Origin of the sequence: Glycomyces sambucus (assembly GCF_900102815.1) — a bacterium.
Lineage (GTDB): Bacteria > Actinomycetota > Actinomycetes > Mycobacteriales > Micromonosporaceae > Glycomyces > Glycomyces sambucus.
Window position 1 is genome coordinate 436,958 of sequence record NZ_FNGF01000006.1, and the last position, 26,405, is coordinate 463,362.

Below are 26,405 nucleotides of genomic sequence, written 5' to 3' on the forward strand. Positions count from 1 at the left end.
CGGTATGCGGATCCGGGCCGCCGCGCGTCGGTCCGGAGAACGAAAACGCCCCTCATGCTCTGGCATGAGGGGCGGTACTCAGGTACTACACGGCCGGTCGGCGGCCGGTCGGGCGCTTGGGCGCCCGCTGGCACCCGCTACCGGGCACCCGTTACTGGGCACTGTGGAGGACGGCGTTGAGCGAGCCCCACGCGCCCGAGCGCGGGCGGACTTCGAGGACGCCGGTCTGGGTGTTCGTCCAGAACTGGAGGTCGTCGCGGCCCGAGAGGGTCGCGGCCTTGACCACGGTCCCGTCGGGGAGGGTCACCTTCGAGCCGGCGGTGACGTAGCAGCCCGCGGCCACGACGCAGTTGTCGCCCAAGGAGATCCCGATGCCCGCGTTGGCGCCGAGGAGGCAGTGCTTCCCAATGGAGATGACCTCCTTGCCGCCGCCCGAGAGCGTCCCCATGATCGAGGAGCCGCCGCCGATGTCGGAGCCGTCGCCCACGACGACCCCGGCGGAGATGCGGCCCTCGACCATCGAGTTGCCGAGCGTCCCGGCGTTGAAGTTCACGAAGCCCTCGTGCATGACGGTGGTGCCCTCGGCGAGGTGCGCGCCCAGGCGCACGCGCGAGGCGTCGGCGATGCGCACGCCCGGCGGGGTCACGTAGTCGGCCATCGGCGGGAACTTGTCGAGGGACTTGACCTCCAGGGTCTCCCCCGCGGCGCGCAGCTTCAGGCGCGCGGCGTTCACGTCGTCGGCCGGGACCGGGCCGTGGTTGGTCCAGGCGTTGTTCGGGAGCAGCCCGAAGATGCCTTCGAGGCTGATGGTGTGCGGGGTGACGAAGCGGTGCGAGAGGAGGTGCAGGCGCAGGTAGACGTCGGCGGTGTCGACCGGTTCGTCCGCGAGGGACTTCACCTGGACCGACACGCCCTCGGAGCGGGTGCCGGTCGGGTTCTCCCGGTCGAGCTCCGGGGCGGCCACGCCGGTGGGGGCCTCGCCGAGGCCGAGGCGGGTGAACCACACGTCGAGGACCGTGCCGTCGGGCGCGACCGTGGCCACGCCGACTCCCCAGGCTGCGTCAGTCAGGAATTCACTCATCCTCAGAGCCTATCCACGCGGCGGGTATCGTCTGCGGATGTGACAGTTTTGAGTGAGGCAGTCCTCGCCGACCCGGTCGCGCTGACCAGGGCCCTGTGCGACATCCCGTCCGTCTCCCGCGACGAGGCCGCGATCTGCGACGCGGTCGAGGAAGCCCTCAAGCGCCTGGGGCACTTGACGGTCGAGCGGGTCGGGAACACGCTCGTGGCCCGCACCGACCTGGGCCTGGGCCGCCGGGTCATGCTCGCCGGGCACCTGGACACCGTCCCGGTGAACGACAACTTCCCCACGCGCACCGAGGGGGACGTGATGTGGGGGCTCGGTACCTCGGACATGAAGTCGGGCACCGCGCTCGCCCTGTGGATCGCCGCGACCGTGGAGCGCCCGAAGTTCGACCTGAGCTTCGCGTTCTACGACTGCGAGGAGATCGAGGCCGACGCTAACGGGCTGAACCGGCTCTCGAAGTCGCGGCCCGAACTGCTCGCCGCCGACTTCGCGATCCTCCTGGAGCCGACGTACGGCCTGGTCGAGGCCGGGTGCCAGGGCACCATGCGGGTGCGCGTGACGACCCGTGGGAAGCGGGCCCACTCGGCGCGGTCCTGGAAGGGCGAGAACGCGATCCACCGGCTCGCGCCGGTCCTGGAGCGGCTGAACGCCTACGAGGCCCGCGAGGTCGAGGTCGACGGCTGCACCTACCGCGAGGGCCTGAACGCGGTGTACATCGGCGGCGGCGTCGCCGGGAACGTCATCCCCGACGAGGGCTGGGTCGACGTGAACTTCCGCTTCGCGCCCGACCGCGACGAGGCCGCGGCCGAAGCCCATGTGCGCGAGGTGTTCTCGGGCTTCGACGTCGAGGTCTCGGACACGGCGCCGTCGTGCCGTCCGGGCCTGGACAGGCCCGAGGCCGCGGAGTTCGTGGCCGCCGCGGGCGGGGAGTTCCGCGCGAAGCTGGGCTGGACCGATGTGGCGCGGTTCGCGACACTGGGTATCCCCGCGGTGAACTTCGGGCCGGGCGACCCCAACCTCGCCCACAAGCAGGACGAACGCGTCGAGATCCCGCGCATCCGCGAATGCGCGGCGGCGCTGCGAGCCTATGTGGAGGCAACATGACCGAGCGCCGGATCATCGGCGGCGACCACCGCATCACCGCGGACCAGCACCTGCTGGACGTCGCCCACGAGGAGGAGTGGAAGCAGCGCGCGGCCTGGCGCGTGATGAAGTTCCAGGCCGAGTTCGTCGAGGGCTTCGACGCGATGGAGGAGGCCGACCTGGGCGACGCCATCGGCGTCTACGGCTCGGCGCGCACCCCCGTCGACTCCGAGGAGTACAAGCGCGGCGTCGAGCTGGGCCGCAAGCTCGGCGAGGCCGGGTTCTCGGTCATCACCGGCGGCGGGCCCGGCGCGATGGAGGCCGCGAACCGCGGCGCCGCCGAGGCCGGCGTCAAGTCGGTCGGCCTGGGCATCGAACTGCCGTTCGAGCAGGGCATCAACGAGTTCGTGCACATCGAACTCGACTTCAAGTACTTCTTCGTCCGCAAGGTCATGTTCCTGAAGTACTCGTGCGGGTTCTGCGCGCTGCCGGGCGGGTTCGGGACCATGGACGAGCTGTTCGAGGCGCTGACCCTGGAGCAGACGGGCAAGGTCGGCAAGTTCCCGATCGCGCTCATCGGCACCGACTACTGGGGCGGCCTGGTCGACTGGCTGCGCGACTCGATGCTGGCCCAGGGCAAGATCAACGCCAAGGACGTGGACCTGCTCATGGTCACCGACGACCTCGACGAGGCCGTCGAGCACATGAAGAAGGCCGAGCGCCACCACCAGTAGGCGGGCCTCCGGACCTCCTGGGCCTCCGCAGCGGCTCGGGCTCGGTGGTGTCGACTCAATGGCGCCGGCGCAGCGGCGCCGCCTTCAGAGGCTCCGGTGCGGGGCCTTCGGGGGCTTGTCGCCCTTGATGGCCGCGACCATGTCGAGGACTTCGCGGGTGGCGGCGACGTCGTGGGCGCGGAACACCCGCGCGCCGTTCCAGGCCGAGACCGCGGTGGCCGCCAGCGTCCCGTTCAGGCGCCGGTCCACCGGCAGGTCCAGGGTCTCGCCCACGAAGTCCTTGCGGGACAGGGCGACCAGCACGGGCCAGCCGGTGTCGGCGAGTTCGCCGAGGCGCCGGGTCAGGTCGAGCGAGTGGTACGTGGTCTTGCCGAAGTCGTGGGTCGGGTCGATGAGGATCCCGTCGGCCCGCACGCCCGCCGCGACGGCGGCCTCGGCGCGGTCGACCAGCTCGGACCGGACCTCCTTGACCACGTCGGCGTAGACCGCCTTGGTCGCGATGGTGCGCGGCGCGAGTCCGCCGGTGTGGGAGACGACGAACCCGGCGCCGGTGTCGGCGGCGACCTCGATCACCGTCGGGTCCCAGCCGGCCCACGTGTCGTTGATGAGCTCCGCCCCGGCCGCGACCGCCTCGCGGGCGACCTCGCCGCGCCACGTGTCGACGGAGATCACGAGCTCGGGATGGCGGTCGTGGACGGCGGCGATCAAGGGCACGACCCGCTCGATCTCCTCGGCGGGCGTCACCTCGGCGCCGATGTCGCCGGCCTTGACGCCGCCGATGTCGACGATGTCGGCGCCGTTCGCGACCGCGCTGTCCACCGCGGCGACGGCCGCTTCGAACGCGAAGGTCCGCCCCGCGTCGTAGAACGAGTCGGGCGTGCGGTTGACGATCGCCATCACCGCGTAGTCGCCGTCGTCGAACACCCGTCGGCCAAGTCTCAGAGCACGCATGGCTCTATGCTGACAGCCGCACCAGCCACCCGCCAGTGAACATCGACGCCGGCGGACACGTGAATGAGCCCAGGAGGAGCATCATGGCCCGCTTCGACAGGTCGCACACCGACGACCTCGCCGCGTTCATCAAGGCCGCTCCCACGCCTTACCACGCGTGCGCGGAGGCGGGGAAGCGCCTGGAAGCGGCCGGGTTCACGCGCCTCGACGAGACGAAGGAGTGGCCCGCCGCCGACGGCGGGTACTACGTCGTGCGCGACGGGTCGATCATCGCGTGGCGCCAGCGCGGCGAGTTCGAGGCGTTCCGCATCTTCGGCGCCCACACCGACACCCCCACGTTCAAGGTCAAGCCGAAGCCGGACACGGGCAGCGCGGGCTGGAAGCAGATCGCCGTCGAGGTCTACGGCGGCGTGCCGCACCAGACCTGGCTCGACCGGGACCTGAGCGTCGCGGGCCGCCTGGTCCTGCGCGACGGCACCGAGGTGCTCGTCCACGTCGACCGGCCGCTGCTGCGCATCCCGCGCCTGGCGATCCACCTCGACCGCGCCGCGAACGAGGGCCGCGCGCTCGACGCGCAGGGCCACCTGACGCCGGTCTGGGGCCTGGGCCGCCCGCGCGAGGGCGAGTTCCTGGAGTTCATCGCGGGAGAGGCGGGCGTGGACCCCGACGACGTGCTCGGCCACGACCTGTTCGCCGCGGCGCTCGACGCGCCCGCGTACCTGGGCAAGGACGAGGAGCTGTTCGCGGCCTGGCGCCTGGACAACCTGACCAGCACCCACGCGGGCGTCGCGGCGCTCATCGCCGCCGAAGACACCGGCGCGAACCTCCCGGTGCTCGCCTCGTTCAACTACGAGGAGACGGGGTCGATGACCCACTCCGGCGCGCAGAGCCCGTTCCTGGAGACCGTGCTGCGGCGCCTCTCCGGCGACGACTTCGGGCGGTACGCGGCGACCATCGCGCGCTCGGCGATGATGTCCTCCGACACCGGGAACTCGATCCACCCGAACTACCCCGAGAAGCACGACCCGACCCACCGGCCGATCGCCGGGGGCGGCCCGATGATCAAGGTCAGCGCGAACCAGCGGTACGCGAGCGGCGCCGAGGAGGAGGCGCTGTTCCGCCGCTCGGCCGAACACGCGGGCATCCCGTGGCAGTACTACGTCAACCGCAACTCGATCCCCGGCGGCACCACGATCGGCCCGATCTCGGGGACGCAGCTCGGCATCCTGACGGTGGACGTCGGCCTGCCGATCCTCTCGATGCACTCCGCGCGCGAGCTGTGCGGCGCCGACGACCCCGGGCACCTCGCGGATCTGGCCCTCGGGCTCTTCGCGCACTAGAACCCCAGCTCAGGACAGCCAAAAGTAGTGTGCGGTCAGTGAAACAGTGTTTCACTGACCGCACACTACTTTTGGCACCTCTGACCAGGCACGGAACCGCGGCGGGCGGAGCCGTTGGGGCGGTTGGTAAGTGAGACCTCCTCGCGGATCTCGCTCCGAAGTGGATCGGATGCGAAGGATCGCCGCGATCGCGGCCCGGCCCGGGCGTGAACCGGGTTGCGGCCTTTGCCGTGGAATGGGCCTCCCACCTGGTCACTCGTTCGAGTGGGAGTGGGAGGACGGCGCAACCGGGCTCGTCGGGGGCGGCGTGTTGGGCCTGTCCGTCAGACCCCCTGACCGAAAGGCCCGAACATGAACACCCGCATCCGTCCTGCCGCCTGGTGGGCGCTCGGCGCCGCCGCGACCGCGATCGTCCTCGCCTGCTCCGCGCCGAGCGCCGAGACCGGCTCCGAAGGAGGCGGCGACGGCGAGTTCTTCAACGAGGCGTTCGACTCGTTCGCTCCCGCCGAGTTCTCCGGCGAGGGCGACGGCGTGGTCGAGCTCCCCGAGGGGGCTTCGCAGGCGATGGTCACCGCTTCGCACGACGGCGACGCGAACTTCGCGGTCTCCGCGCTCGACGAGGGGAACCAGGCCACCGGCGACCTGCTGGTCAACACGATCGGCGGCTACGAGGGCGTCACCGCCCTGGGGATGTACGACCTCGGCAACGAGCCGGTGCGGCTCCAGGTGACCGCCGACGGGGCCTGGACCGTGCGCCTCGCGCCGCTCGCCGACGCGCCGGCCCTGCCCGGGTCCGGCACCGGGGACGCCGTCTTCCGGTACGAGGGCGAGGCCGTGACCTGGAACGTGACCCACGACGGCGACTCGAACTTCACGCTCTCGTACCACACCGATGAGGGCTTCGAAATGCCCTTGCTGGTCAACGAGATCGGGGCCTACGACGGCGAGGTGCCCGCCGGTGCCGGCCCGGGCCTGGTCGTGGTCACCGCGGACGGCGACTGGACCATCGGCAACGCGTGAGCGAGCCGCCGGGCGCCCGCACTCAGCGGGCGCCCGGCCGGGGTCGCTCGGCACTCCAGCCCGTATCGGGTGGCGCTCCAGATCGCATGGGGACGGCCGATCACGCCGTAGCAGCCGACCCGGCCGCGCAAAGGCGGACTCGTGCCGTCGTGTCGGCTCATGGCGTCGTATTGGTTCATGTCGCGCATGAGAAGGCACGGGCCGCCCGCGATGAGCGGGCGCTCCCGGTCGCATCGGTCGAGCGCGGCCCGCGACAGGCGGCGCCGTGGCACGCATCGGACCGGCCTTCTCGGACCGAGCAGCTGCGGGCGGGCCGACCGCACCGCCGCTGGAAAGCCGACCGCACGGTCGCGGGCGCCCCCGCCGAACCGACGCAGGCGCCTTCGACCGCACGGCGACCGTCGGCCCCGGCTGCATCGCATGTACCGCCCGCACCTCGCTCGCTCCGAATGGGAGGCGGTCCGGAGTCGCCATGCGGGGCTTTCGCATTCGCGCTCCGCTCCGGTCTCCTCACGCGGCGCGGTCCCCCGGTAAGGTGGTGTCGTCCACGGCACTCCTGGGGAGGCGGCATTGACTTGGCGGACCGAACTCGAGCGGGCCGCGGCGCGGCTGCGCGAAGCCGCCGGGGCCGCTGACCGGGCCGAGCGCCTGCTGGTCGACGCGGCCTCGCGACTCGCCGCCGACGACACCGAGCGGCGCAGGAGCGAACTGGCCGAACGGCTCTCGGCCGCGGCGGCCGGGGCCGCGAGCGGCTGGCTCGGCGACGACCTCGCCCGGACCGACCCGAACACGCCGCCGCGGACCGAGGCGCCCGACGCGGAGGCCGTGCGGATCGGCACGGCGCTGCTCGACGACGCGCCCGCGTTCCCCGCGCTCGCGGGCCTCCTCGGCAAGGGCCACCTGGTGTGCGGCGGCGACGCGGCCGACCCGCGGGTGGCCGGGATGCTCCAGTCGCTGCTGGTGCGGGTCACCGCGGCCCACCCGAACCTCGAACTGTCCCTGGTCGACGGCGTCACGCTCGGGCAGGTGTTCGCGCCCGCGACCGCGCTGGTCGACGCCGGGATCGCGGCCCCCGTCGCCACCGACCACCTCGCGCTCGGCCGGGTCCTCACCGCCGCCGAGAAGCGGCTCACCGAACTGCGCGACATCGCCGCGCGCGGCCAGTCGATCGCCGACCGGCCCTACCACCTCATCGTCATCGCCGGACTCCCGCCGGAGGTCGGCAAGTCCACGCGCGAGCGCCTCGCGGCCCTCGCCCACGCCGGGCCCTCCGCCCGCTGCCACCTCGTGCTGTGCGGCTGGCGCCACCTCCCCCACCGCGAGCCGCTGCCCGCGATCGAGCACGCCACCTACCTCGACGTCGGCGACGAGGTGCGCCTCGGCAGCCTCCCGCTGCCGGTGGTCCTCGACGCCCCGCCGCCGCCCGCTCTGGCGCGCAACGTGTTCGGGTCCCGCGCCCGGCAGCGCCGCGAGGCCGGGGAGCTGTCGGTGGCCGACCTCGTGCCCGAGGAGCTGTGGACCGAGTCGAGCCGCAACGGCCTGACCACCGTCATCGGCCGCGACCAGGCCGGGCACACCGCGGGCGGCGACGTCGAGGTCTCCTTCGACGACGCGACCCCGCACTGGCTCATCGGCGGGCGCACCGGCGGCGGCAAGACCGTGTTCCTCCTCGACGTCCTCTACGGACTCGCCACCCGCTACTCCCCCGACGAGCTGGAGCTGTACCTCCTCGACTTCAAGGAGGGCGTCTCGTTCACCGAGTTCACGCCCTCGCCGCTCGACCCGTCGTGGATCCCGCACGTGCGCGCCGTCGGCGTCGAGTCCGACCGCGAGTACGGGGTGGCGGTCCTCAGCGCGCTCCGCGCCGAGCTCACGCGCCGCGCCGGACTCATGAAGCGGGCCGGGGCGACCCGCCTGGCGCGGCTGCGGGAGCTGCGGCCGGACGTGCGGCTGCCGCGGATCGTGGCCGTCGTCGACGAGTTCCACGTGCTGTTCGCCGGGAACGACCGGCTCGCGGGCGAAGCCGTCGCGCACCTGGAGGAGCTGGCGCGCAAGGGCCGCTCGTACGGGGTGCACCTCGTGCTCGCGTCGCAGACGATCTCCGGCATCGAGGCCCTGTACTCCAAGAAGGACTCGATCTTCGGCCAGTTCCCGCTGCGCGTGGCCCTGCCGGGCGCGAAGCACCTCCTCGACGAGGGCAACGACGCCGCGGTCGAATCGGTCGGGCAGGCCGTCATCAACGACGCCGGAGGGCTCAAGGGCCGCAACCGGACCTGCCGGTTCCCGGACGCCTCCAGCGCCGACGACCTCCTCGCGCAGCTCCGTCGCGACCTGTGGGAGCGGCGCGACTCCGACGAGGAGCCGGTCGTCTTCCGCGGCTTCGACGAGCAGCACCTGGGCTCGGACCCGCGGTTCGCGGCGCTGGCGCCGACGCACGCGCCGCGGGCCCTGGTCGGGCGCGCCGTTGACGTGCACATGTCGACCGTGGGATACCAGTTCGACCGCAGCCCCGGCCGCCACCTCGCCGTCGTCGGGACCTCCGTGGTCGCCGCCGACGTGCTCACCTCCGCCGCGGTGTCGCTCGCGCACCAGCACGAGCCGGGCGCGGTCGAGTTCCAGGTCGCGGCCACCGCGGCCGGTGCGGAGGAGATCGCGCGGGACCTCGTGGAGGAGCTGAAGGCGCTCGGCCACGAATGCCGCGAACTCGAACCCGGCACGATCCTGACCGCGCCGCGCGGCAGGCCCGTGTACCTCGTGTGGTTCGGCGCCGACGGCGCCGACGGGCAGCCCGGGACCCTGCGCGACCTCCTGCTCCACGGCCCGGCCACCGGCGCGCACGTCATCGGCTGGTGGCGCGGCGCGCGGCGGTTCCTCGACGACATCGGCGGCTCCGCCGGACGCGAGCACGTCGCCGGCGTCGTCGCCCTCAACATCGCCGCCAACGACCTCGCGGCGATCACCGGCGGCTACGAGCGGTCCTGGGACGCCCGCGCCAACCGCTGCCTGGTCATCGACCGGCACGCCGGCACCGAGACCCTCGCCGTCCCCTACGTGCGGCCCGGCCGCCTCGACGAGGTCGTGGAGACCCGATGAGCCTGAGCGCCTACGAAGACCTCGTCCACGAGCTCGCGCGCCTCGACGCCGACTCCGCGGCCAGCACCGCGCAGGCCCAGCGAAAGCTGGAGCGGCGCAAGGCGGCCCTGAAGGAGGTCCGGACCGCGCTCGACGCGCAGACCGCCCGGGTCGCCGAGCTGTGCTCGACCCTGCGGCAGTCCACCCCCGACCTCATGCCGACCTCGGCGATCGAGGAGGCCGAAGCGGCCGTAGACGAACCGGAGACCGCCCTCGCGCACGCGAACACCGCACTGCGCGAGGCCGAGCTGTCGCTGCGGGCGACCGTGCGGGCGGCCCAGCGGCCCACGCTGCTGCCGGACGTGCACCACGTGGTCCGCGAACTCCTCGTCTACGGCTCCTGCATGATCGCCTGCCTCATCGGGCAGCTGATCTACCTGGCGGCCACCGGCGGAGGCGGCGAGGCGAGCTGGTGGGTCATGTTCCTGCCGCCCGTCATGGCCGCGCTCGTCGGATATCTGCTGGTCGGGGCCGCCAACCGGCCCCGGCTGCCCCTCACCGACCGCAGCGGCAAACCTGTGAAGGCGGTCGTCCCCCACAACCCGCGTCTGGGAGTGACCCTCGCGGTCTGCACAATGGCGCTGTTCGCCTATTTCGCGTTCTTCGCTTAGAGCTGCTTGGAGGAACCCGTGGGTTTCGTGCTCCCGGTCATCGTCGCCGTCATCGGCGTGTGGATCGCGTTCTCGATCGTCGTGTGGGCCACCGGCCGCGACACGCTGCTGGACCTCGCCCCCGCCGGCGCCCCGGCCGGACTCGGCGAGGAGGAGCCCGTCAGCGAGGGCTCCATCGGCGCCCTCAAGTTCGACACCGGCGCGCGCGGCTACCGCACCGACCAGGTCGACGCCGCCCTGAACCGCCTCGCCTGGGAGATCGGCCGCCGCGACGAGCAGCTCGCGGCCCTGCGCGCCGAACTGGAGCCCGGTGCGGAGGCGGAGGACAAGGGCGAAGCTGAGGACAGGGCCGAAGCGGAGGCCGAAGTCCTCGCCGCGGCCGACGAGGGCGTGGCACCCGCCGGAGGGCCCGTCGCGGACGCGGTCGAGGCCGACGCCGCCGAGGCCGAGGAGTCCGCCGCGGGAAGCTCCGATGCCGGGAGGTCCGAAGCGGACGAGCCGTTCGAGAAGCCCTTGGACGAGGGCGCGTTCCGGTCCGCGGAGGAGTCCGGCACGGACGGCGACGGCGCCGGACGTGAGGCAGGGCGCGAGGATCAAGGGGAGCAGACGCCGCGCGACCGGTCGTGATGGGATAAGCCCATGCGTTATTGGCTGCTGGTGTTGAACGAGGACGAGTACGCGGAGCAACAGGCGTACGAGGTCGAGGCAGTGGAGCCGGGCGCGGCCCTCCCCGACGGCGCCGCGGACGGCGACGAGGTCGCGCTGGCCGGCCCCGAGGGCGTCTTCGCGCTCGGCGAGCTCGACGGCCCCGCGATCGCGTACCGGCGGCGCCTCGAAGAGCCCGAGAAGACCGACGAGAGCGCCGCGGCGGCCGAGCGCACGCGCGACGCCGCGGGCGTCGTGGCCGGCGGCTGGACGGCCCTCACGCCGGACGCGTGGGAGGACCTGGTCCGGTCGCTGCCGGTCCCCGAGCGGCGCCGCGACTGGCTCGTGACGCTGTCGATGCCGATCGAGGCGGTCGACAAGGCCGAGGCCGTGCGCCAGTTCTGGTCGTACATCCGCTCGCTGGGACCCAAGGAGCTGCCCACGTTCGTGTCGCCGTACGGGCGCGAGATCGAGGGCACGGCGTTCCTGCTGGGGGCCGAACACGAGCAGGATCCGGAAGAGTAGTCGGTCCGCGGGACGGACCGTCACGATCCGGCAGTATTCCAGGGCTCTGCGCATGGAAAACGAAAAACGGCAAATCGGGTGTCCGATTTAAACGGTTTTAAGCACTTTCTCCGCAACTTTGTCACATACTCGGAGGGGCGAGTTGGCTCTCGGCCTGCGGATCGGGGAAACTTGATCTAGCAACGTCGAGTCGCAACCTGCGGCCTTGGATCGAGGGGAGACGAATATGGCGGCCATGAAGCCGCGGACCGGCGATGGTCCGTTGGAGGTTACCCAGGAGGGCCGCGGCATCATCATGCGGGTGCCGCTGGAAGGCGGCGGCCGACTTGTGGTCGAGATGTCGCCGGAAGAGGCCGAGACCTTGAACAAGGAACTCCAGGGCGCCCTCGAGTAACGGCACCAAGCACCCCACTCGGCGGTCGCCCCACCGCCGGTCCGGACCGAGGACCCGCTTCACGGACCCGTGCAGCGGGTCCTTTCTCCATGCCCTCCGACCGGCCGGTGTGGACGTACCGGCACGAGGCGAGCGGGAATCGCAGCGCGGGTGAAGGGGCGGCAAATGCGGCATAGACTCTTCACATGACATCCGGCACCCAGCCGCCCCAGGCAGAACCGGGCGACCAGTGGCGACCCCAGCGGCCATGGCAGCAGTCCGAGGCGGAGCCGCGCTCGGCCCCGCCCGCGCACGGCGAAGCCCCTGCCGAACCGCAGGCGGCACCGCAACCGGCCGCGGGCCAGGAGTCCGCGTACGGGGACCAGAGCGGGTTCGCGGGCCCGGGTACGGGCGGCGCAGGGGCGACGCTCGACTCGCAGGCGCCTCCGCAGTCGGCATCCGCGGCGGCCTTCCAGGACTCGGGCGGCTTCACGCATTCCGCTTCGAACCCGGACGTGAACGGCCCGCGGGCGCCGCAGTCCGCGGCGTACCAGGGCCCGAGCGGTGCGCAGGCCCCGCAATCCGCGGCGTACCAGGGCCCGAGCGGGTTCGTGCCTTCCGGATCGCGCCCGGGCGTGAGCGGTCCTCAGACCGCGCCCTCCGCGGCTTACCAGGACCAGAGCGGGTTCATGCCGCCCGCGACGCACTCCGGCTCGGGCGGCACCGCACCGGCCGGTCCGCGGGCGCCCTCAGCCTCGCAGCAGGCCGTTCAGCCCGCCGTCCAGCCCTCCATGCAGTCCGCCGCGCAGTCCGCGGCCTGGTGGAACCCCGCCGCGCCGAGCGACCCGTGGCGCGACCCGGGGAGCCGGGCCGTGATCGAGACGCACCCGGCTCCCGCCGGGACGCCGGTCGAGCCGCTTCAGGAGCGGCCCAAGGGGACCGCGCGCGCCGGGCTCGGGCTCGTCGTCGCGGTCAGCGCCGTCACCGCGCTCATCGCCGGGACGCTCGGGGCCGCCATCGGCATCTGGGCCACACGGGGCGACGGCGGCGGCGGGATCACCGGGGCCGACCCCGAGACGCAGCGCGACATCACGTCGGTCGCGGGCGTGGTCGAGCAGATCATGCCCTCGGTCGTCACGGTCCTCACCGCGGACGGCGGCAACGGCTCGGGCTTCATCGTCTCCGACGACGGCTACCTGCTCACCAACCACCATGTGGTCGTCGGCGGCGGCACCGAGCCCGCCGAGAACCTCCAGGTCCTCTTCAGCGACGGCTCGGTGACCACCGCAGCCGTCATCGGCTCCGACGCCGACTCCGACGTCGCCGTCCTCCAGATCGAGGGCGGCGACCACCCGGCCATGGTCCTGGCCGACTCCGACAAGGTCGCCGTGGGCGACCCGGTGCTCGCGGTCGGGGCGCCGCTCGGGCTGTCGTCCACGGTCACCGAGGGCATCGTCTCGGCGATCGACCGGCCGGTGCTCACCGAGAACAACAACGGCGAGGTCGAGTCGGTGATGGCCGCGATCCAGACCGACGCGGCGATCAACCCCGGCAACTCCGGCGGGCCGCTGACCGACATCGCCGGGCAGGTCATCGGCATCAACACCGCGATCGCCTCCACGGCCGCCGAGGGCGAGGCCGGGAACATCGGCATCGGCTTCGCGATCCCGATCAACCAGGCGAAACGCATCGCCGACGAGATCGTCGCGACCGGCAGCGCCACCCACACCGTCCTGGGCGCCGAGCTCGGGGAGTCCGAGCTGGGGGTCGGGGTCACGCTGAGCAAGATCGTGGCCGGCTCCCCCGCCGACGACGCGGGCATGGAGGACGGCGACGTCGTGACCAGCTTCGACGGCGCCACGGTCACCGAGAACACCCAGTTGATCGCGCTCATCCGCAAACTCGCGCCGGGGACGACCGTGACCGTGGTGTTCGAACGCGGAGGTGAGGAGCACAGTGCGCAGGTCACTCTAGAAGCGGCCGGGGACTGACGTGGGGGTACGCTAGGCGGAGGTTTTTCAGGTACCAGCAGTCACAGTCGGTCATCGGAGGGTCAGCGTGTTCGGAGGCTTGGGCGGAACCGAGTTCCTCGTGATCATCCTCATCGCGATCTTCCTTTGGGGCCCCGACAAGCTGCCGAAGGCCCTCGCGAACCTCCGCCGGTTCATCTCCAAGGCCCGCACGATGGCGTCGAACGCCGCGGCCGATCTGAGCCGGGAGATCGGCACCGACATCAAGCCCGAGGACCTGAACCCGAAGACGTTCGTCCGCAAGCACATTCTGACCGAAGAGGACCAGGAGATGCTGACGAACCCCCTCAAGTCCACGATGCGCGACCTCCAGGACGGCACCAAGCCCCTCAAGGACGGCCTGACCGACGCGACCCGCGACGTCGAGACGACCCGCCGCAGTGTCAACCGCGGCGCGATCACGCGCGGGACCAACGGAAGCACCAACGGCTCCGCGAACGGTGCCGACAGCGGGAGCGCGAACGGGTCCTCGGACGCCGGGGAGTCCCCCACGGAGCGCACGCGCGGCCGCGCGGCCAGCTTCGACGACGTCACCTGATCCGCATCTCGGAGTCGTACCCGGCGGGGACACTGGCCGGATGATCGGTAAATGGCACGGCCTCATCATCGACTGCCCCGACCCGTCCTCGCTCGCGGCGTTCTACGCGGAGCTGCTGGGCATGGTGAAGGTCCAGGACGACGGCGACTGGGTCGTCATCGGCGACGCACCGGACCGGCCCGGCGTGGCCTTCCAGCAGGTCGAGGGCTTCCGGGCGCCGAGCTGGCCCACCCAGGAGGCGCCGCAGCAGATGCACTTCGACGTGCGGGTCGACGACCTCGACGCGGGCGAGCGGGCGGTCCTCGAACTCGGCGCGCGGCGCCTCGACGGCGGCGGGGAGACCTACCGGGTCTTCGCCGACCCGATCGGGCATCCGTTCTGCCTGGTCACCATGTAGCGGATCGGCGGGCGGGAACGGCGAGGGCGCGCTTCGGTGCGGAGGGCGACCGGCCGCGATGGCGCCCAGGTGCGGACGGCGCTCGGGTGCAAGACGGCGCTCGGGAGACGGAAGCGTGCCGACACGAACGGCGAATGAGCACGAGCAAGCGGCCCGGGCGATGCCCGGGCCGCTTCGTCGTTACTGGCTCCGATTAGAAGGTCGAGGCGGTGCCCATGCTGAAGATCGAGCCCCAGACCGCGAGCGTGATGATGATGCCGAGCGCGAACGCCGCGATGCCCAGGACGAGGCCGGTGACGGCCACGTTCTTGTTCGTGGCGAGGCCCTTGTTGGCGTTCGAGATGCCGATGCCGCCGAAGATGACCGCGAGGATGCACATGATCCAGCCAAAGCAGGCGACGCCGGGGATCCAGGCGGTGACCAGGCCGATGATGCCGAGTACCAGCGAGGTGGTGCCCATGCCGTTCTTGGGCTGCGGCGGGCCGTAGCCGGGCGCGCCGTAGGCCGGCGGGTAGCCGGGGGCCGCGGGCGGGAGCTGCGGTGCGGCCCCGTAGCCGGGCTGCTGGGGCTGCGAGTAACCGGGCTGCTGCGGCTGCGGGCTGTAGCCGGGCTGCTGGGGCTGGGAACCGGGCTGGCTGCCGTACGGGTCGTACTGGAAGCCGCCCTGGCCGGACTGGTCCGGAGTCGGAGGATAGGTCATCGCTGCACTCTCTGCTCGGGCGGAAACGGCGCGGGGAGGTTCACGATAACCGATCCACGCCACGACACTGTGACGAGGCCGCTTCGCGAAACGGGCGTATCGGCGAGGTCAGGGGCGCAGGAGGCGCCCGCGGAGGACGATCAGCGCAGGTTCGCGGGCCGCGGACAGGTCCTCGCGGGGATCGCGGTCGTAGACGACGACGTCACCCAGATCGGGGGCGATGCCGAGCCATTCGCGGGCCTCCCAGGAGGCGGCGGCGACCACCTCGGGAGCGGGGATGCCCGCGCTCTCGTGGAGCAGGCGCATCTCCTCGGCCGCGAGGCCGTGGTCGATCCCGCCGCCCGCGTCGGTGCCGAGCCGGACCTTGACACCGGCCTCCCAGGCGGCGCGCACGACCTCGGGGAAGCCGCGCTTGAGGCGGCGCATGTGGTCGGCGTAGCGGGGGAACTTGGCGTCGGCCCCGGCGGCGATGTCGTCGAAGGTCTCGATGTTGATCATGGTGGGCACCAGAGAGATCCCCTTGGCGGCCATGGTGTCGAGGAGGTCGGTCGACAGGCCCGTGCCGTGCTCGACCGAGTCGGCGCCGGCCGCGACGACGCAGGCGGCGGCCTCCTCGGAGAAGGTGTGGACGGCGACGCGGGCGCCCTCGGCCTGGGCGGCGTGGATCGCGGCCGTGAGGACTTCCGGCTCGAACGAGGGGGCGAGGTCGCCCCGGTCGCGGTCGATCCAGTCCCCCACGAGCTTCACCCAGCCGTCGCCGAGCTTCGCCTGGCGGGCGAGGGCGGCGACGGCCTCGTGGGGCTCGCATTCGAGGCCGATGCCGCGCAGGTAGCGCTTGGAGGCGGCGATGTGGTGGCCGGCGCGGATGAGGCGCGGGAGGCCGTCCTCGCCGACGAGCTCGGGGTACGGGTAGGGCGATCCGGCGTCGCGGATGGCGAGGACGCCGGCGTCGCGGTCGGTGCGGGCGAGGGCGCGGGCCTCGTCGAGGCTCTCGATCGGCGCGGCTCCACGGCGGATGCCGATGTGGCAGTGGGCGTCCACGAGGCCGGGGAGCGCGAAGCCGGAGGTCGCGACCGTCCGGGCGCCCGGAACGGGGTCGAACGTGAGGCGGTCGCCGTCCACGTAGACGTCGCAGACGGTGTCGTACGGGAGCCAGACGACGCGGAGATGGAGCGGCGGGTGCGGTTCGAGTGCAGTCATCGCCCCGAAGTATCACCCGGACGGGTCACGATGTCCAGCAACGCGCCCGCGCGCCGGGCCGTGGACGGCAGAGGGCGGCGAGCGCCGGGCAGCCGAGCGCAGGCGGTCCGGCGCACGAAGTGGCGCGGCACCGCCGCCCTGGGCGGCGGGTCATACCCACCCTGGACGGTGCCCACGTGCGGGCTGCGGGCTGCGGGCTGCGGGCGGAGTTTACCCACCCTTGGGTGGGTAATGCTCCCGGCCAGATTCGCCCCGGGGTCCGACATGACCGCGCTTGCACGGTCTCGCCGGTGACTGAGAACACCGGCGGGACCGAAGACAGATCGGAGCGCAGCAGGGGCGCGCAGCCGGGTTCGGCGGTCGGCGGTCGGCGGTCGGCGGTCGGCGGTCGGCGGTCGGCGGTCGGCGGTCGGCGGTCGTATCGTGCGCGAGGGTGCGCGCCGGCCGGAATTCGGATCGCCTCTCGGCGATCCGGCCCGAGACGCCTCAGCTCCGGACGGCTCCGGGCATACGAACGGGCCCCTCAGTCCCGGGCGTCCAGGCACGCGAACGGGCCCCGGCCGAGACGGCCGGGGCCCGCGCTTTCGTCGTCGGGGCTACTTGTCCTTGCCCTGGTCCTTGAAACCCTGCTCTTTAAAGAACTGCTCGAGGTCGATGTCGGGCAGGTCGGCCGGGTTGAAGCCGGAGAGGTCGGGCATCTGGCCGGGGCCGCCCTGCGGGAGCTGGGGGGTGCGCTGCTGGGAGGCGGGGCCGCCGCGGCGGACCGTCTTCTTCTTGGCGCCCTTCTTGCCCTTGCGCTTGGTGTACGGCGACTTGGTGGCCTTGCCGCTGGGGATGCCCATGGCGCCGCTCATCTGGCGCATCATCTTCTGCGCCTCCTTGAACCGCGCGAGGAGCTGGTTCACCTCGGAGACGGTCACGCCGGAGCCGTTGGCGATGCGCAGGCGCCGGGAGCCGTTGATGAGCGCGGAGTCGCGGCGCTCGGCCGGGGTCATGGAGCGGATGATCGCGGTGGTCCGGTCGATCTGCTTGTCGTCGATCGAGTCGATCTGCTGCTTCATCTGGCCCATGCCGGGCATCATCTTGAGCAGGTTGCCGATGGGGCCCATCTTGCGGATGGCCTGCATCTGGTCGAGGAAGTCCTCCAGGGTGAAGTCCTCGCCCTTGAGGAGCTTGTCGGTGTACTCCTCCTTCTGCTTGTCCTCGAAGACGGCCTCGGCCTGCTCGATGAGGGTGAGCATGTCGCCCATGCCGAGGATGCGCGAGGACATCCGGTCGGGGTGGAAGACGTCGAAGTCCTCCAGCTTCTCCCCGGTGGACGCGAAGAGGATGGGGCGCCCGGTGACGTGGCGGACCGACAGGGCCGCGCCGCCGCGGGCGTCGCCGTCGAGCTTGGAGAGGACGACGCCGGTGATGCCGACGCCGTCGCGGAACGCCTCGGCGGTGTTGACGGCGTCCTGGCCGATCATGGCGTCGATGACGAAGAGGACCTCGTCGGGGTTGACGGCGGCCCGGATGTCGCGGGCCTGCTGCATCATCTCCTCGTCGACGCCGAGGCGGCCGGCGGTGTCGACGATGACGACGTCGTGGCCGCGCTGCTTGGCCTCGGCGATGGAGTCCGTGGCGACCTTGACGGGGTCGCCGACGCCCGAGCCGGGCTCGGGGGCGTACGCGGCGACGCCGGCGCGCTCGGCGAGGACCTGGAGCTGGCCGACGGCGTTGGGCCGCTGGAGGTCGGCGGCGACCAGGAGCGGGGAGTGCCCGTCGCCCTTGAGCCACTTGGCGAGCTTCCCGGCAAGGGTGGTCTTGCCCGCGCCCTGGAGGCCCGCGAGCATGATGACCGTCGGGGGCTGCTTGGCGTAGTTGATCCGCCGGGTCTCGCCGCCGAGGATCGCGATGAGCTCCTCGTTGACGACCTTGATGATCTGCTGCGCGGGGTTGAGGGCCTTGGAGACCTCCGCGCCCTTGCAGCGCTCCTTGATCTGGGCGATGAAGGTCTTGACCACCGGGAGGGCCACGTCGGCCTCGAGGAGGGCGAGGCGGATCTCGCGGGCGGTGGCGTCGATGTCGGCATCGGTCAGGCGGCCCTTGCCGCGGATCGACTCGAAGATTCCCGACAGTCGATCTGACAATGCGTCGAACACGGGTGGACCTCTCGGTGGATTGGCTGGACTACCTACGAGCTTAACGGGGTGTGCACCGGGGCGCGAAAACAGGACGGCCGCCCCGTGGCGGGGCGGCCGTCTCCAGCGGTGGGATGAAGTCCTAGGCGCTGACCTTCTCGGCCGCGGCGGCGTTCGTCTCGGGGACGCCGGTGCCGGTGTTGCCGTTGACGGGGAGGTCGTAGCCGGCCTCGCCGTGCTGGGCGGAGTCGATGCCGGCGAGCTCCTCCTCCTCGCTGATGCGGACCCCGATCGTGAACTTGAGGATCAGGCCGATGATGAGCGAGGCGATGAAGGAGTAGGCGACCACGGCCAGGACCGCGGCGACCTGCTTGCCGAGGAAGGCGGCCTCGCCGCCGTAGAAGACGCCGTTGGTCCCGGCGACCTCGGCGACCGCGAACAGGCCGACGGAGATGGAGCCCCAGATGCCGGCGACCATGTGCAGGCCGACCACGTCGAGGGCGTCGTCGTAGCCGAGCTTGTGCTTGAGGCCGATGGCGAGCGGGCAGATGACGCCGGCGACGGCGCCGAGGGCGATGGCGCCGATCGGGCTGACGTACCCGGCGGCCGGGGTGATGGCGACCAGGCCCGCGATGACGCCGGAGCAGGCGCCGAGGACCGAGGGCTTGACGCCGCGGATGCGGTCGACCAGGAGCCAGGCGAGGATCGCGGCGGCGGTGGCGACCTGGGTGTTGAGCAGGGCCAGGCCGGCGGTGCCGTTCGAGGCGAAGGCGGAGCCGGCGTTGAAGCCGAACCAGCCGAACCACAGCAGCCCGGTGCCGATCACGACGAGGGGCAGGTTGTGGGGGGCGAAGTTGCCGTCCTTCCACCCGATGCGGCGGCCGACGACCAGGGCCAGCGCGAGGCCGGCGGCACCGGCGTTGGCGTGGACCGCGGTCCCGCCGGCGAAGTCGAGCACGCCCCAGTCCTCGATCCAGCCCGAGCCCCAGACCCAGTAGGCGACGGGGGCGTAGACGACGATGACCCAGACGGTCGCGAAGATGACCCAGGCGGAGAACTTCATGCGGTCGGCGACGGCGCCGGCGATGAGGGCGACGGTGATGATCGCGAACATCATGCCGAAGGCGGCGACCGCGGCGTTCGAGACGCCGCCGGTGTAGCCCTCCAGGTCGGTGGTGTAGCCGAGGAGGAACGAGCTGGAGACGTCGCCCCACAGCGGGTGCTCGCCGGTGAGGTCGCCGACGGCGATCGACTCGCCGACGACGGTCCAGGCGATGGAGACGACGCCGATCGCGACCAGGCACTTCATCATCATGTTGATGACGGACTTGGCGCGGGTGAGACCGCCGTAGAACAGGGCCAGGCCGGGGGTCATGAGCAGAACAAGGGCGGCTGAGGTAAGAATCCAGGCGTTGGAGCCGCTGTCGAACTCGGGCATGGCCGCCTCCTCTCTCCAGAGATAGGTAGAACTGCGGGCGTGAGTAGGTGGTCCGGCGTCGAGGGGAGCGACGGTGCTCAGGAGTTGGTCACGCGCCGGCCTTGCGACCGGCGCGTGAATCTCCTACCTACCGGAGTGAAGCCAGCTTCACCGCGACGTGTTACGCGGCCCGGGCCTGCGTGTTAAGAAGCTGTCGCCAAAGATTTCGAGTGTGTGAACTCACCCTCACAAGGGTGGATTTCGGCGTGGTCGGAGGCGCGGGTGGGGTTGATGCGGCTTTTGATGGCATTGATGGGCTCGAATGAACCGTGACTTCGGCATGACCGGTCCGTTACGGAACTGTGCTCTAATGTCTGTGGACCATCAGATAGGTGAACGTTCACACCGGGCGGCGTATCGTCGTATTGAACCGGGGCGCCCCGCGCGCCCCGGAATGGCGTGCGTGCGAACGAACATGGAAAGCGACGGCAGCGATGGCGCAACCGAAGAAGGCAGCCAGTATCTGGGACGTGGCGCGGCTGGCCGGCGTCTCGCACCAGACGGTCTCCCGGGTCGTCAACGGCTCCCCCCGCGTGGCCGCGGCCACCCGCGACAAGGTCCTGGAGGCCATCGCGGAGCTGGGCTACCGGCCGAACCGGCTCGCGCGCAGCCTCGCCGGGGGCGCGGCCGAGTCCGTCACCGTCCTCACCGCCGACACCTCCCTCTACGGGCCCGAGGCCGCGCTGCGCGGGATCGAGAAGGCGGCGCGAGCGCTCGACTGGAGCGTCCAGATCTCCGTCCTCGACCCGGCCGACACGCACTCGGACGCCGACATCATCGCGCGGCTGCCGCGCGCGGGCGAGCCGACGATCATCATGGCGCACGACGAACCCGGCATGCGCGCCAAGCAGGTCCTGCTCGACCAGCAGCCGCACGCGATGGTCGCGATCGGCCCGTACACGGCCGAGGAGCTGGCGGCCTCGCCGTGGCTGGTGGGCATGGACGACGGCAAGGCCGCCGCCGAGGCCACCCGGTACCTCCTCGACCTGGGCCACACCACCGTGCACCACCTGGCGATCCCCACCTCCACCGGCACGTTCGGCGGCGGCAAGGCGCACCGCGCCGAGGGCTGGGCGCGGGTGCTGCGCGAGGCCGGCCGGCCCGTGCCGGAGCCGGTCCCGTCCGGGTGGACCATCGCCGAGGCGTTCAAGGCGGTGCAGCCGCTGGTGGCCGACCCGGAGGTGACCGCGATCCTGTGCGGCAACGACCACCTCGCGCTCGCCACGCTGCGCGCCGCGCACCTGGCGGGCCGCTCGGTGCCGGGCGACCTGTCGATCGTCGGCTTCGACAACACCCCGTTCTCGGCGTACACGACCCCCGCGCTGACGACGGTGAACCAGGACTTCGAGAGCGTCGGGCGCGGCGCGTTCGAGCTGCTGCGCCACCGCGTGGACGGCTCGATCCCGCGCCCGGTCCCGGGCTGGCCCGAGCCCGAGCTCATCGTCCGCGAGACCTCGGGGCCGCCTTCTTCCTCGTGACCTGGGAGGCGACCCTTGCAGCACCCCGAAAGGCCCGAAGCCATGAACCCCGACCCCTCCGATCCCCCGGCGGGGCCCTCCGGCCCTGTACCCCGCACCCGCCTCGTCGCGGACTTCGCGACCCCCACCGGCCCGGTCCTGCACGGCGCGACCGGGTCGCTGTACGGCGTCGCCGAGGACGGCGTGCCCGGCGACGAGCTGCTCGACGCGCTCGACCTGACCACGCTCGCGGTCAAGCCCGACGGCGGCGCCCAGCACCCGGGTGGCGACGCCTCCAGCGCGGTCGCGGTCCTGCGGCGCAACGGGCGCCCGCGCGGGACGGCGGGCGTGGCGTTCGTGTACCTCCAGGACCTGTTCGCCTCCTGGCCCTACGAGGACGTGGGGATCGACGTCTACCATGAGCGGCTGTGCGAGATCGTCCCGCCGATGCTCACGGAGGCGAACGAGGGCCGCCTGGTGTTCGTGCCGTTCAACGAGCCGGACTGGATCTGGTACGCGCTCAAGGAGGACACCCCGGCGCGGTTCGACCGGTTCATGGCCGACTGGACCACGACGGTGCGGCTGCTGCGGCGCCTCGCCCCGGGGGTGCCGGTCGCGGGGCCGAACGAGGCGTACTTCCACGGCCGGTTCCTGCGGCACTTCCTGCGCCGCGCCCGCGACACCGGGACGCTCCCGGAGTGGACGGCCTGGCACGAGCTGTCGCCCAAGTCGCTCGCGGAGTTCCGGGGGCACCACGCCGAGTACCGGGCGCTGGAGCGCGACCTGGGGATCGCGCCGCGGCCGGTGAACATCGACGAGTACGCGAACAACCGGGACCTGTCGGTGCCGGGGCAGCTGGTGCAGTGGGCGGCGCTGTTCGAGGACGCGAAGGTCCACGCGGACATGGCGTTCTGGACCGCGGCCGGGGGCTACTCGGGCGCGGCGCCGCAGACGAACGTGCCGAGCGGGGCGTGGTGGCTGCTCAAGACCTACTCGGGGATGACCGGGACGACCGTGGCGGTGGCGCCGCCGCATCCGGACACCCCGGACACCCTGCAGGGCATCGCGAGCCTGGACGCCGGGCGGCGGACCGCGCAGGTGCTCGCGGGCGGGTGCGACGGGGACTTCACGATCGGCCTGGAGGGCCTGGACCCCGAGCTGTGGGGCGCGGCGGTCACCGCGACGGTGCACCGGATCGACTGGACAGGCTATGAGGGCGCCGCGGGGCCGCCGGTGGTGCTGAGCCGGGTGACCGGACCGCCGGGCGGCCTCGAAGTGCATGTGCCGCAGGCGGACCGGATGGCCGCGTACTGGGTGGCCGTGGCCCCCGGGGAGGCCCCGGCGCTGGAGCCGCCGCCGTGGTGCGGCTCGTGGGAGGCCGAGCACGCGCGGATCACCTCCGGCGAGGTGGCGCGGCAGGGGCATCCGGGCGAGGGCAACGGGTTCGCCGCGTCCGGCGAGCACGACGTCAGCGGCCTGAACATGAACGACTCGGCCGTGACCTTCACGGTCGAGGTGCCCGCGGAGGGCGGGTACGACCTCGCGGTCTTCTACTCCCACATGTACGGCCGCGGCGCCGAGGCCACCGAGCCGCAGCCCGCGCAGCAGGTCCTGGCCGTCAACGGCGCCGAGCGCTTCCTCGACTACCCCTCGACGATGAACTGGCAGCACCGCTCGGTGGTCCACGTGCCGGTGCGCCTGCGCGCGGGCGAGAACACCGTGGAGCTCTCGAAGTCCGGCGCGATCGGCACCGCCCGCGGCGAGGTCGCGCTCGACAAGATCGTGCTCACCGAGGAGCGGCCGGTGCGCGGCTCCTACGACGGCGCGTTCGCGCGCCGCGACCGGGCCGCCGACGGGACCGCCTGCGAGGACCCGGTGTTCGACGTGTACGCCGCCGAGGACCGGTACCACCGGTTCACCGGCGCCGAGCGCGGCGTGCTGCTGGGGCCGCAGAACCAGTGCGTCCCCGTGGACCTGACGCGGCCGGTGTTCCTGCACGCGGGGATCAACCGGCTCCGGGCGGGCGCGGCGCGGCTCGACGTGGCGCCGGCGGAGGGCCCGGGGTTCATCGAGGTCGACGCGGCCGAGGCGGTGCGCTCGGGCGGGTCGTGCCTCATCGTGAACGACTTCGCGCACCGCGGGCACGTGATCGGCTGGAACGGGCGCGGTGCGGGCGCGGCCATCGCGTTCGAGGCCGGCGGGGGGCCGCACGCGCTGCTCGTCAGCTACGCCAACGGGGAGCGCGCGGAGGGCCACGAGTACAACGTGGACATCGTCACGCGCCACTGCGACCTGGTGGTGAACGGCAAGCCCGCCGGGCGGTACCCGATGCGCGGCACCTGGACCTGGAACGACTTCTGGACCTACCCGCTGATCGTGGACCTCGTGGCGGGGCGCAACACGATCGCGTTCGGGAACGAGGACGGCCCGACCGCGGAGTTCGAGCGGTTCCGGATCGCCCCGCTCAACCCGTGAACAGGGCCCGCGCCGTGCGGCGCGGGCCCGGTTCCCTTGGGTGGCTTCGGGAGCGGACCTCGGGAGGCCGCCGGTCCGGCGCCTACGCCGAGGCGAGGCCGTCGAGGGTCGCGTACTGGGCGTCGCTGAGGACCACGCCGCGCGCGGCGACGTTCTCCTCCAGGTGCGCGATGGAGCTGGTGCCCGGGATCGGCACGATGTTGCTGGAGCGGCGCAGGAGCCACGCCAGCGCGGTCTGCGCGGGGGTGGCGCCGACCTCGGCGGCGATCTTGCCGACCGGCCCGTCCGGGCCGGCGTGCTCGCCAGCGGCGATCGGGAACCACGGGATGAACGCGATGCCGTGCGCGGCGGTGTACTCCAGGACGGCCTCGCTCTGGCGGTTGATCAGGTTGTAGAGGTTCTGGACGCTGGCGATGGGGGCGACCGCGCGGGCCTGCTCGATCTGCTCGACGGTGACCTCGGAGAGGCCGATGTGGCGGATCTTGCCCTGGCGCTGGAGGTCGGCGAGGGTGCCGATCTGGTCGGCGACCGGGAGGGCCGGGTCGAGGCGGTGGATCTGGTAGAGGTCGATGGCCTCGGTGCGCAGGCGGCGCAGGCTGAGTTCGACCTGCTGGCGGATGTAGGCGGGCTGTCCGAGGGGGACCCACTCCTCGGCGGAGGGGCGGGTGTTGCCGCCCTTGGTGGCGATGACGACGCCGTCCGCGTAGGGGTGGAGGGCTTCGGCGATCAGGCGTTCGTTGTCGCCGAGGGCGTATGCGTCGGCGGTGTCGATGAAGTTCACGCCGAGTTCGACGGCGCGGCGCAGGACCGCGACGGCCGCGGCGCGGTCCCTGGGGGGCGTGAAGATGCCGGGGTCGCCGGAGAGGCGCATCGCGCCGTAGCCGAGGCGGTCGACGGTCAGGTCGCCGCCGATGACGAAGTCGCTCATGGTCGTGCCTTCTTCTCTCGCTGCTGCTCCGGTGCGGGCGCGGGTGCCGCGGCCGGTGCCTGGTGCAACCGCGGCGGCGGCCGGGCTTGTTCCCGAAAGGGTGGTATCTCCTCGGTCACAGCGACACCGCCGACCACGGCGGGGAATGCGGCGGAATCGGATGCGAGACTCTTGGGCATGATCAAAGGCTTCAAAGACTTCCTGATGCGCGGCAACGTGGTCGAACTGGCCGTGGCCGTGGTCATGGGCGCGGCGATGACGGCGCTCGTGGCCTCCTTCGGCGACGCGTTCCTCAACCCGCTCATCACGCTGGTGACGGGCGGCGCCGAGGTGGGCGGCAGCTTCACCGTGAACGGCGTCGCGTTCCCGTACGGCGTGTTCATCAACGGGCTGCTGGTGTTCTTCCTGACGGCGCTGGCGGTGTACTTCGTGATCGTGCTGCCGATGAACAAGCTCCGCGAGCGGTTCATGGCGCACGAGGACGTGGCCGAGGAGCTCCAGGCGAGCGAAGTGGTGCTGCTCCAGGAGATCCGGGACCTGCTGCGGGAGCAGCGCCGCGAGTAGCGGCGGCAGTAGCGGCGGTTTCGGGGGCGGTGGCGCCGGGCATTCCGGGGCCGCCGCCCCTTGCCAGTGCCCGCACCGGTTTGGGAGGCTGGACGCCACCGAACCGACGGGAGGACCGCAGCCATGCCGACCTCGATTCCCCTGGGCGGCCCGATCTGGGCCGACGCCGTGACCCCGGACCTGTCCGGGGACCTGGACTTCTACATGCGCCTGTTCAACTGGGCCGCGTTCGACTCGGGCGAGCAGTTCGGGCACTACACCGAGCTGTGCCTGGGCGCGACGGTCTCGGAGGCGCGGGCGGTGGCGGGGATCGCCGAGCGCGCGTCGGGCGAGCCGGGCTCGTCGTGGGGCGTGGCGTTCCACGCGGGCGACTGCGTGGCGGCGGTGGCGCAGGCGGAGAAGCTGGGGGCGTCGATCACGAGCCACCCGATCCGGGTCGGGGACGACCTGGTGTACGCGGCGCTGAAGGATCCGGACGGCGGGGCGTTCGGCCTGTTCGAGCCGTTGAGCGACAAGGTCGGATTCACGGCGCGGGACGAGCCGGGCGCGATCGTGTGGTTCGAGTACGTGTACGACGGGGCGCCGGTGGAGGCGATGCAGTTCTACTCGGAGCTGCTGAACTGGTCGCTCAAGGCCCCCGAGGGCGGGGAGCCGGACCGGGACGCGCCGTACGTGGGCCTGTGGACCCATGAGGGGCATGCGATCACGGGCGGCCACGTGGAGTTCGGGGGCGCGCGGATGGCGCTGGGGCCGGAGCTGAAGATGCAGCCGCACTGGACGGTGTGCTTCGGGACGGACTCGGTGGACCTGACGGCCGCGAAGGCCGTGGACCTGGGCGGATCGGTGGCGGTGGCGCCGGTGGACGACCCGGGCGGGCGGATGGCGGTGCTGGCGTCGCCGACGGGGGCGTTCTTCACGGTCATGTCGTCGCGGGAGCTGTAGGGCCGGTTCAGGCGGGCGCGCCGTGGACGGGTCAGGCTCGGGCGTGTCCCGCTTCGGGCGGGACTCGCGGTTT

23 protein-coding genes are annotated in these 26,405 nt (G+C 72.1%); 16 read left to right on the plus strand and 7 right to left on the minus strand.

The features are described 5' to 3' along the window. Window positions 1-151: 151 nt before the first annotated feature. Window positions 152-1,081 (minus strand): DapH/DapD/GlmU-related protein, encoded by a 930-nt coding sequence (locus BLS99_RS19825; RefSeq protein WP_091053433.1) that lies wholly within the window; start codon window positions 1,079-1,081, stop codon window positions 152-154. A 39-nt stretch (window positions 1,082-1,120) separates the two neighbouring features. On the opposite strand from BLS99_RS19825, the gene dapE reads away from it, so the two are divergent. Beyond that, the gene (gene dapE, locus BLS99_RS19830) at window positions 1,121-2,191 is read left to right on the plus strand and encodes a succinyl-diaminopimelate desuccinylase (protein WP_091053434.1); all 1,071 of its coding nucleotides are present in this window, start codon (window positions 1,121-1,123) and stop codon (window positions 2,189-2,191) included. Next, window positions 2,188-2,904, plus strand: a complete 717-nt coding sequence (locus BLS99_RS19835; RefSeq protein ID WP_218126735.1) for an LOG family protein — start codon at window positions 2,188-2,190, stop codon at window positions 2,902-2,904. The genes dapE and BLS99_RS19835 overlap by 4 nt, the downstream gene beginning before the upstream one ends. A gap of 84 nt (window positions 2,905-2,988) precedes the next feature. Here the strand turns inward: BLS99_RS19835 and folP are convergent, their stop codons facing one another. Then, window positions 2,989-3,855 carry a dihydropteroate synthase gene (folP, locus tag BLS99_RS19840; RefSeq protein WP_091053436.1) on the minus strand — a complete coding sequence of 289 codons (867 nt, stop codon included), beginning with the start codon at window positions 3,853-3,855 and terminating at the stop codon, window positions 2,989-2,991. 83 nt (window positions 3,856-3,938) lie between these two features. Here folP and BLS99_RS19845 point away from each other — a divergent pair, with 83 nt between their 5' ends. From BLS99_RS19845 to BLS99_RS19890, 10 genes are all read left to right on the plus strand, one after another. Next, window positions 3,939-5,195: a M18 family aminopeptidase gene (locus BLS99_RS19845; protein WP_091053437.1), complete on the plus strand. Its 1,257-nt coding sequence runs from the start codon at window positions 3,939-3,941 to the stop codon at window positions 5,193-5,195. 351 nt (window positions 5,196-5,546) lie between these two features. Then, window positions 5,547-6,215, plus strand: a complete 669-nt coding sequence (locus BLS99_RS19850) for a hypothetical protein (protein ID WP_091053438.1) — start codon at window positions 5,547-5,549, stop codon at window positions 6,213-6,215. Between the two features lie 570 nt (window positions 6,216-6,785). Beyond that, window positions 6,786-9,308 (plus strand): FtsK/SpoIIIE domain-containing protein, encoded by a 2,523-nt coding sequence (locus tag BLS99_RS19855; RefSeq protein WP_091053439.1) that lies wholly within the window; start codon window positions 6,786-6,788, stop codon window positions 9,306-9,308. Then, window positions 9,305-9,958, plus strand: coding sequence for a hypothetical protein (locus tag BLS99_RS19860; RefSeq protein ID WP_091053440.1), 654 nt, complete (start codon window positions 9,305-9,307; stop codon window positions 9,956-9,958). The genes BLS99_RS19855 and BLS99_RS19860 overlap by 4 nt, the downstream gene beginning before the upstream one ends. An 18-nt stretch (window positions 9,959-9,976) precedes the next feature. Next, entirely contained in the window at window positions 9,977-10,585 is a 609-nt protein-coding gene (locus tag BLS99_RS19865; protein ID WP_176953448.1) for a DivIVA domain-containing protein, read from the plus strand. A gap of 12 nt (window positions 10,586-10,597) precedes the next feature. Beyond that, on the plus strand, window positions 10,598-11,128 hold the full coding sequence (locus BLS99_RS19870; protein ID WP_143034880.1) for a hypothetical protein: 531 nt from the start codon (window positions 10,598-10,600) through the stop codon (window positions 11,126-11,128). A gap of 226 nt (window positions 11,129-11,354) precedes the next feature. Then, on the plus strand, window positions 11,355-11,522 hold the full coding sequence (locus tag BLS99_RS19875) for a DUF3117 domain-containing protein (protein ID WP_091053443.1): 168 nt from the start codon (window positions 11,355-11,357) through the stop codon (window positions 11,520-11,522). A 185-nt stretch (window positions 11,523-11,707) separates the two neighbouring features. After that, window positions 11,708-13,492, plus strand: coding sequence for a S1C family serine protease (locus BLS99_RS19880; RefSeq protein WP_091053444.1), 1,785 nt, complete (start codon window positions 11,708-11,710; stop codon window positions 13,490-13,492). 79 nt (window positions 13,493-13,571) lie between these two features. Next, a complete protein-coding gene (locus BLS99_RS19885) occupies window positions 13,572-14,069 on the plus strand; it encodes a twin-arginine translocase TatA/TatE family subunit (RefSeq protein WP_091053445.1) in 498 nt (165 codons plus the stop codon). Between the two features lie 40 nt (window positions 14,070-14,109). Next, window positions 14,110-14,466, plus strand: coding sequence for a VOC family protein (locus tag BLS99_RS19890; protein WP_091053446.1), 357 nt, complete (start codon window positions 14,110-14,112; stop codon window positions 14,464-14,466). 193 nt (window positions 14,467-14,659) lie between these two features. On the opposite strand, the gene BLS99_RS19895 is transcribed toward BLS99_RS19890, so the two are convergent. The 4 genes from BLS99_RS19895 to BLS99_RS19910 all read right to left on the minus strand — a co-directional run bounded on the left by BLS99_RS19895 (window position 14,660) and on the right by BLS99_RS19910 (window position 19,927). After that, window positions 14,660-15,166, minus strand: coding sequence for a DUF4190 domain-containing protein (locus tag BLS99_RS19895; protein ID WP_218126736.1), 507 nt, complete (start codon window positions 15,164-15,166; stop codon window positions 14,660-14,662). A gap of 108 nt (window positions 15,167-15,274) precedes the next feature. Beyond that, the gene (locus tag BLS99_RS19900) at window positions 15,275-16,366 is read right to left on the minus strand and encodes an amidohydrolase family protein (RefSeq protein ID WP_091053447.1); all 1,092 of its coding nucleotides are present in this window, start codon (window positions 16,364-16,366) and stop codon (window positions 15,275-15,277) included. Window positions 16,367-16,962: 596 nt separating this feature from the next. After that, entirely contained in the window at window positions 16,963-18,510 is a 1,548-nt protein-coding gene (gene ffh, locus BLS99_RS19905) for a signal recognition particle protein (RefSeq protein ID WP_091053448.1), read from the minus strand. A 121-nt stretch (window positions 18,511-18,631) separates the two neighbouring features. Next, window positions 18,632-19,927 (minus strand): ammonium transporter, encoded by a 1,296-nt coding sequence (locus tag BLS99_RS19910; protein WP_091053449.1) that lies wholly within the window; start codon window positions 19,925-19,927, stop codon window positions 18,632-18,634. Between the two features lie 509 nt (window positions 19,928-20,436). On the opposite strand from BLS99_RS19910, the gene BLS99_RS19915 reads away from it, so the two are divergent. Both BLS99_RS19915 and BLS99_RS19920 read left to right on the plus strand, forming a co-directional pair. Next, window positions 20,437-21,444 carry a LacI family DNA-binding transcriptional regulator gene (locus BLS99_RS19915; protein WP_218126737.1) on the plus strand — a complete coding sequence of 336 codons (1,008 nt, stop codon included), beginning with the start codon at window positions 20,437-20,439 and terminating at the stop codon, window positions 21,442-21,444. Between the two features lie 42 nt (window positions 21,445-21,486). Next, complete coding sequence (locus BLS99_RS19920) at window positions 21,487-23,898, plus strand: carbohydrate-binding protein (protein WP_091053451.1); 2,412 nt, start codon at window positions 21,487-21,489, stop codon at window positions 23,896-23,898. An 82-nt stretch (window positions 23,899-23,980) separates the two neighbouring features. Here the strand turns inward: BLS99_RS19920 and BLS99_RS19925 are convergent, their stop codons facing one another. Next, complete coding sequence (locus BLS99_RS19925) at window positions 23,981-24,826, minus strand: aldo/keto reductase (RefSeq protein WP_091053452.1); 846 nt, start codon at window positions 24,824-24,826, stop codon at window positions 23,981-23,983. A gap of 177 nt (window positions 24,827-25,003) precedes the next feature. Between BLS99_RS19925 and mscL the strand changes: the two genes are divergently transcribed. After that, window positions 25,004-25,390, plus strand: coding sequence for a large conductance mechanosensitive channel protein MscL (gene mscL / locus BLS99_RS19930; RefSeq protein ID WP_091053453.1), 387 nt, complete (start codon window positions 25,004-25,006; stop codon window positions 25,388-25,390). A gap of 123 nt (window positions 25,391-25,513) precedes the next feature. Further along, window positions 25,514-26,332 carry a VOC family protein gene (locus BLS99_RS19935; protein ID WP_091053454.1) on the plus strand — a complete coding sequence of 273 codons (819 nt, stop codon included), beginning with the start codon at window positions 25,514-25,516 and terminating at the stop codon, window positions 26,330-26,332. Window positions 26,333-26,405: the final 73 nt, after the last annotated feature.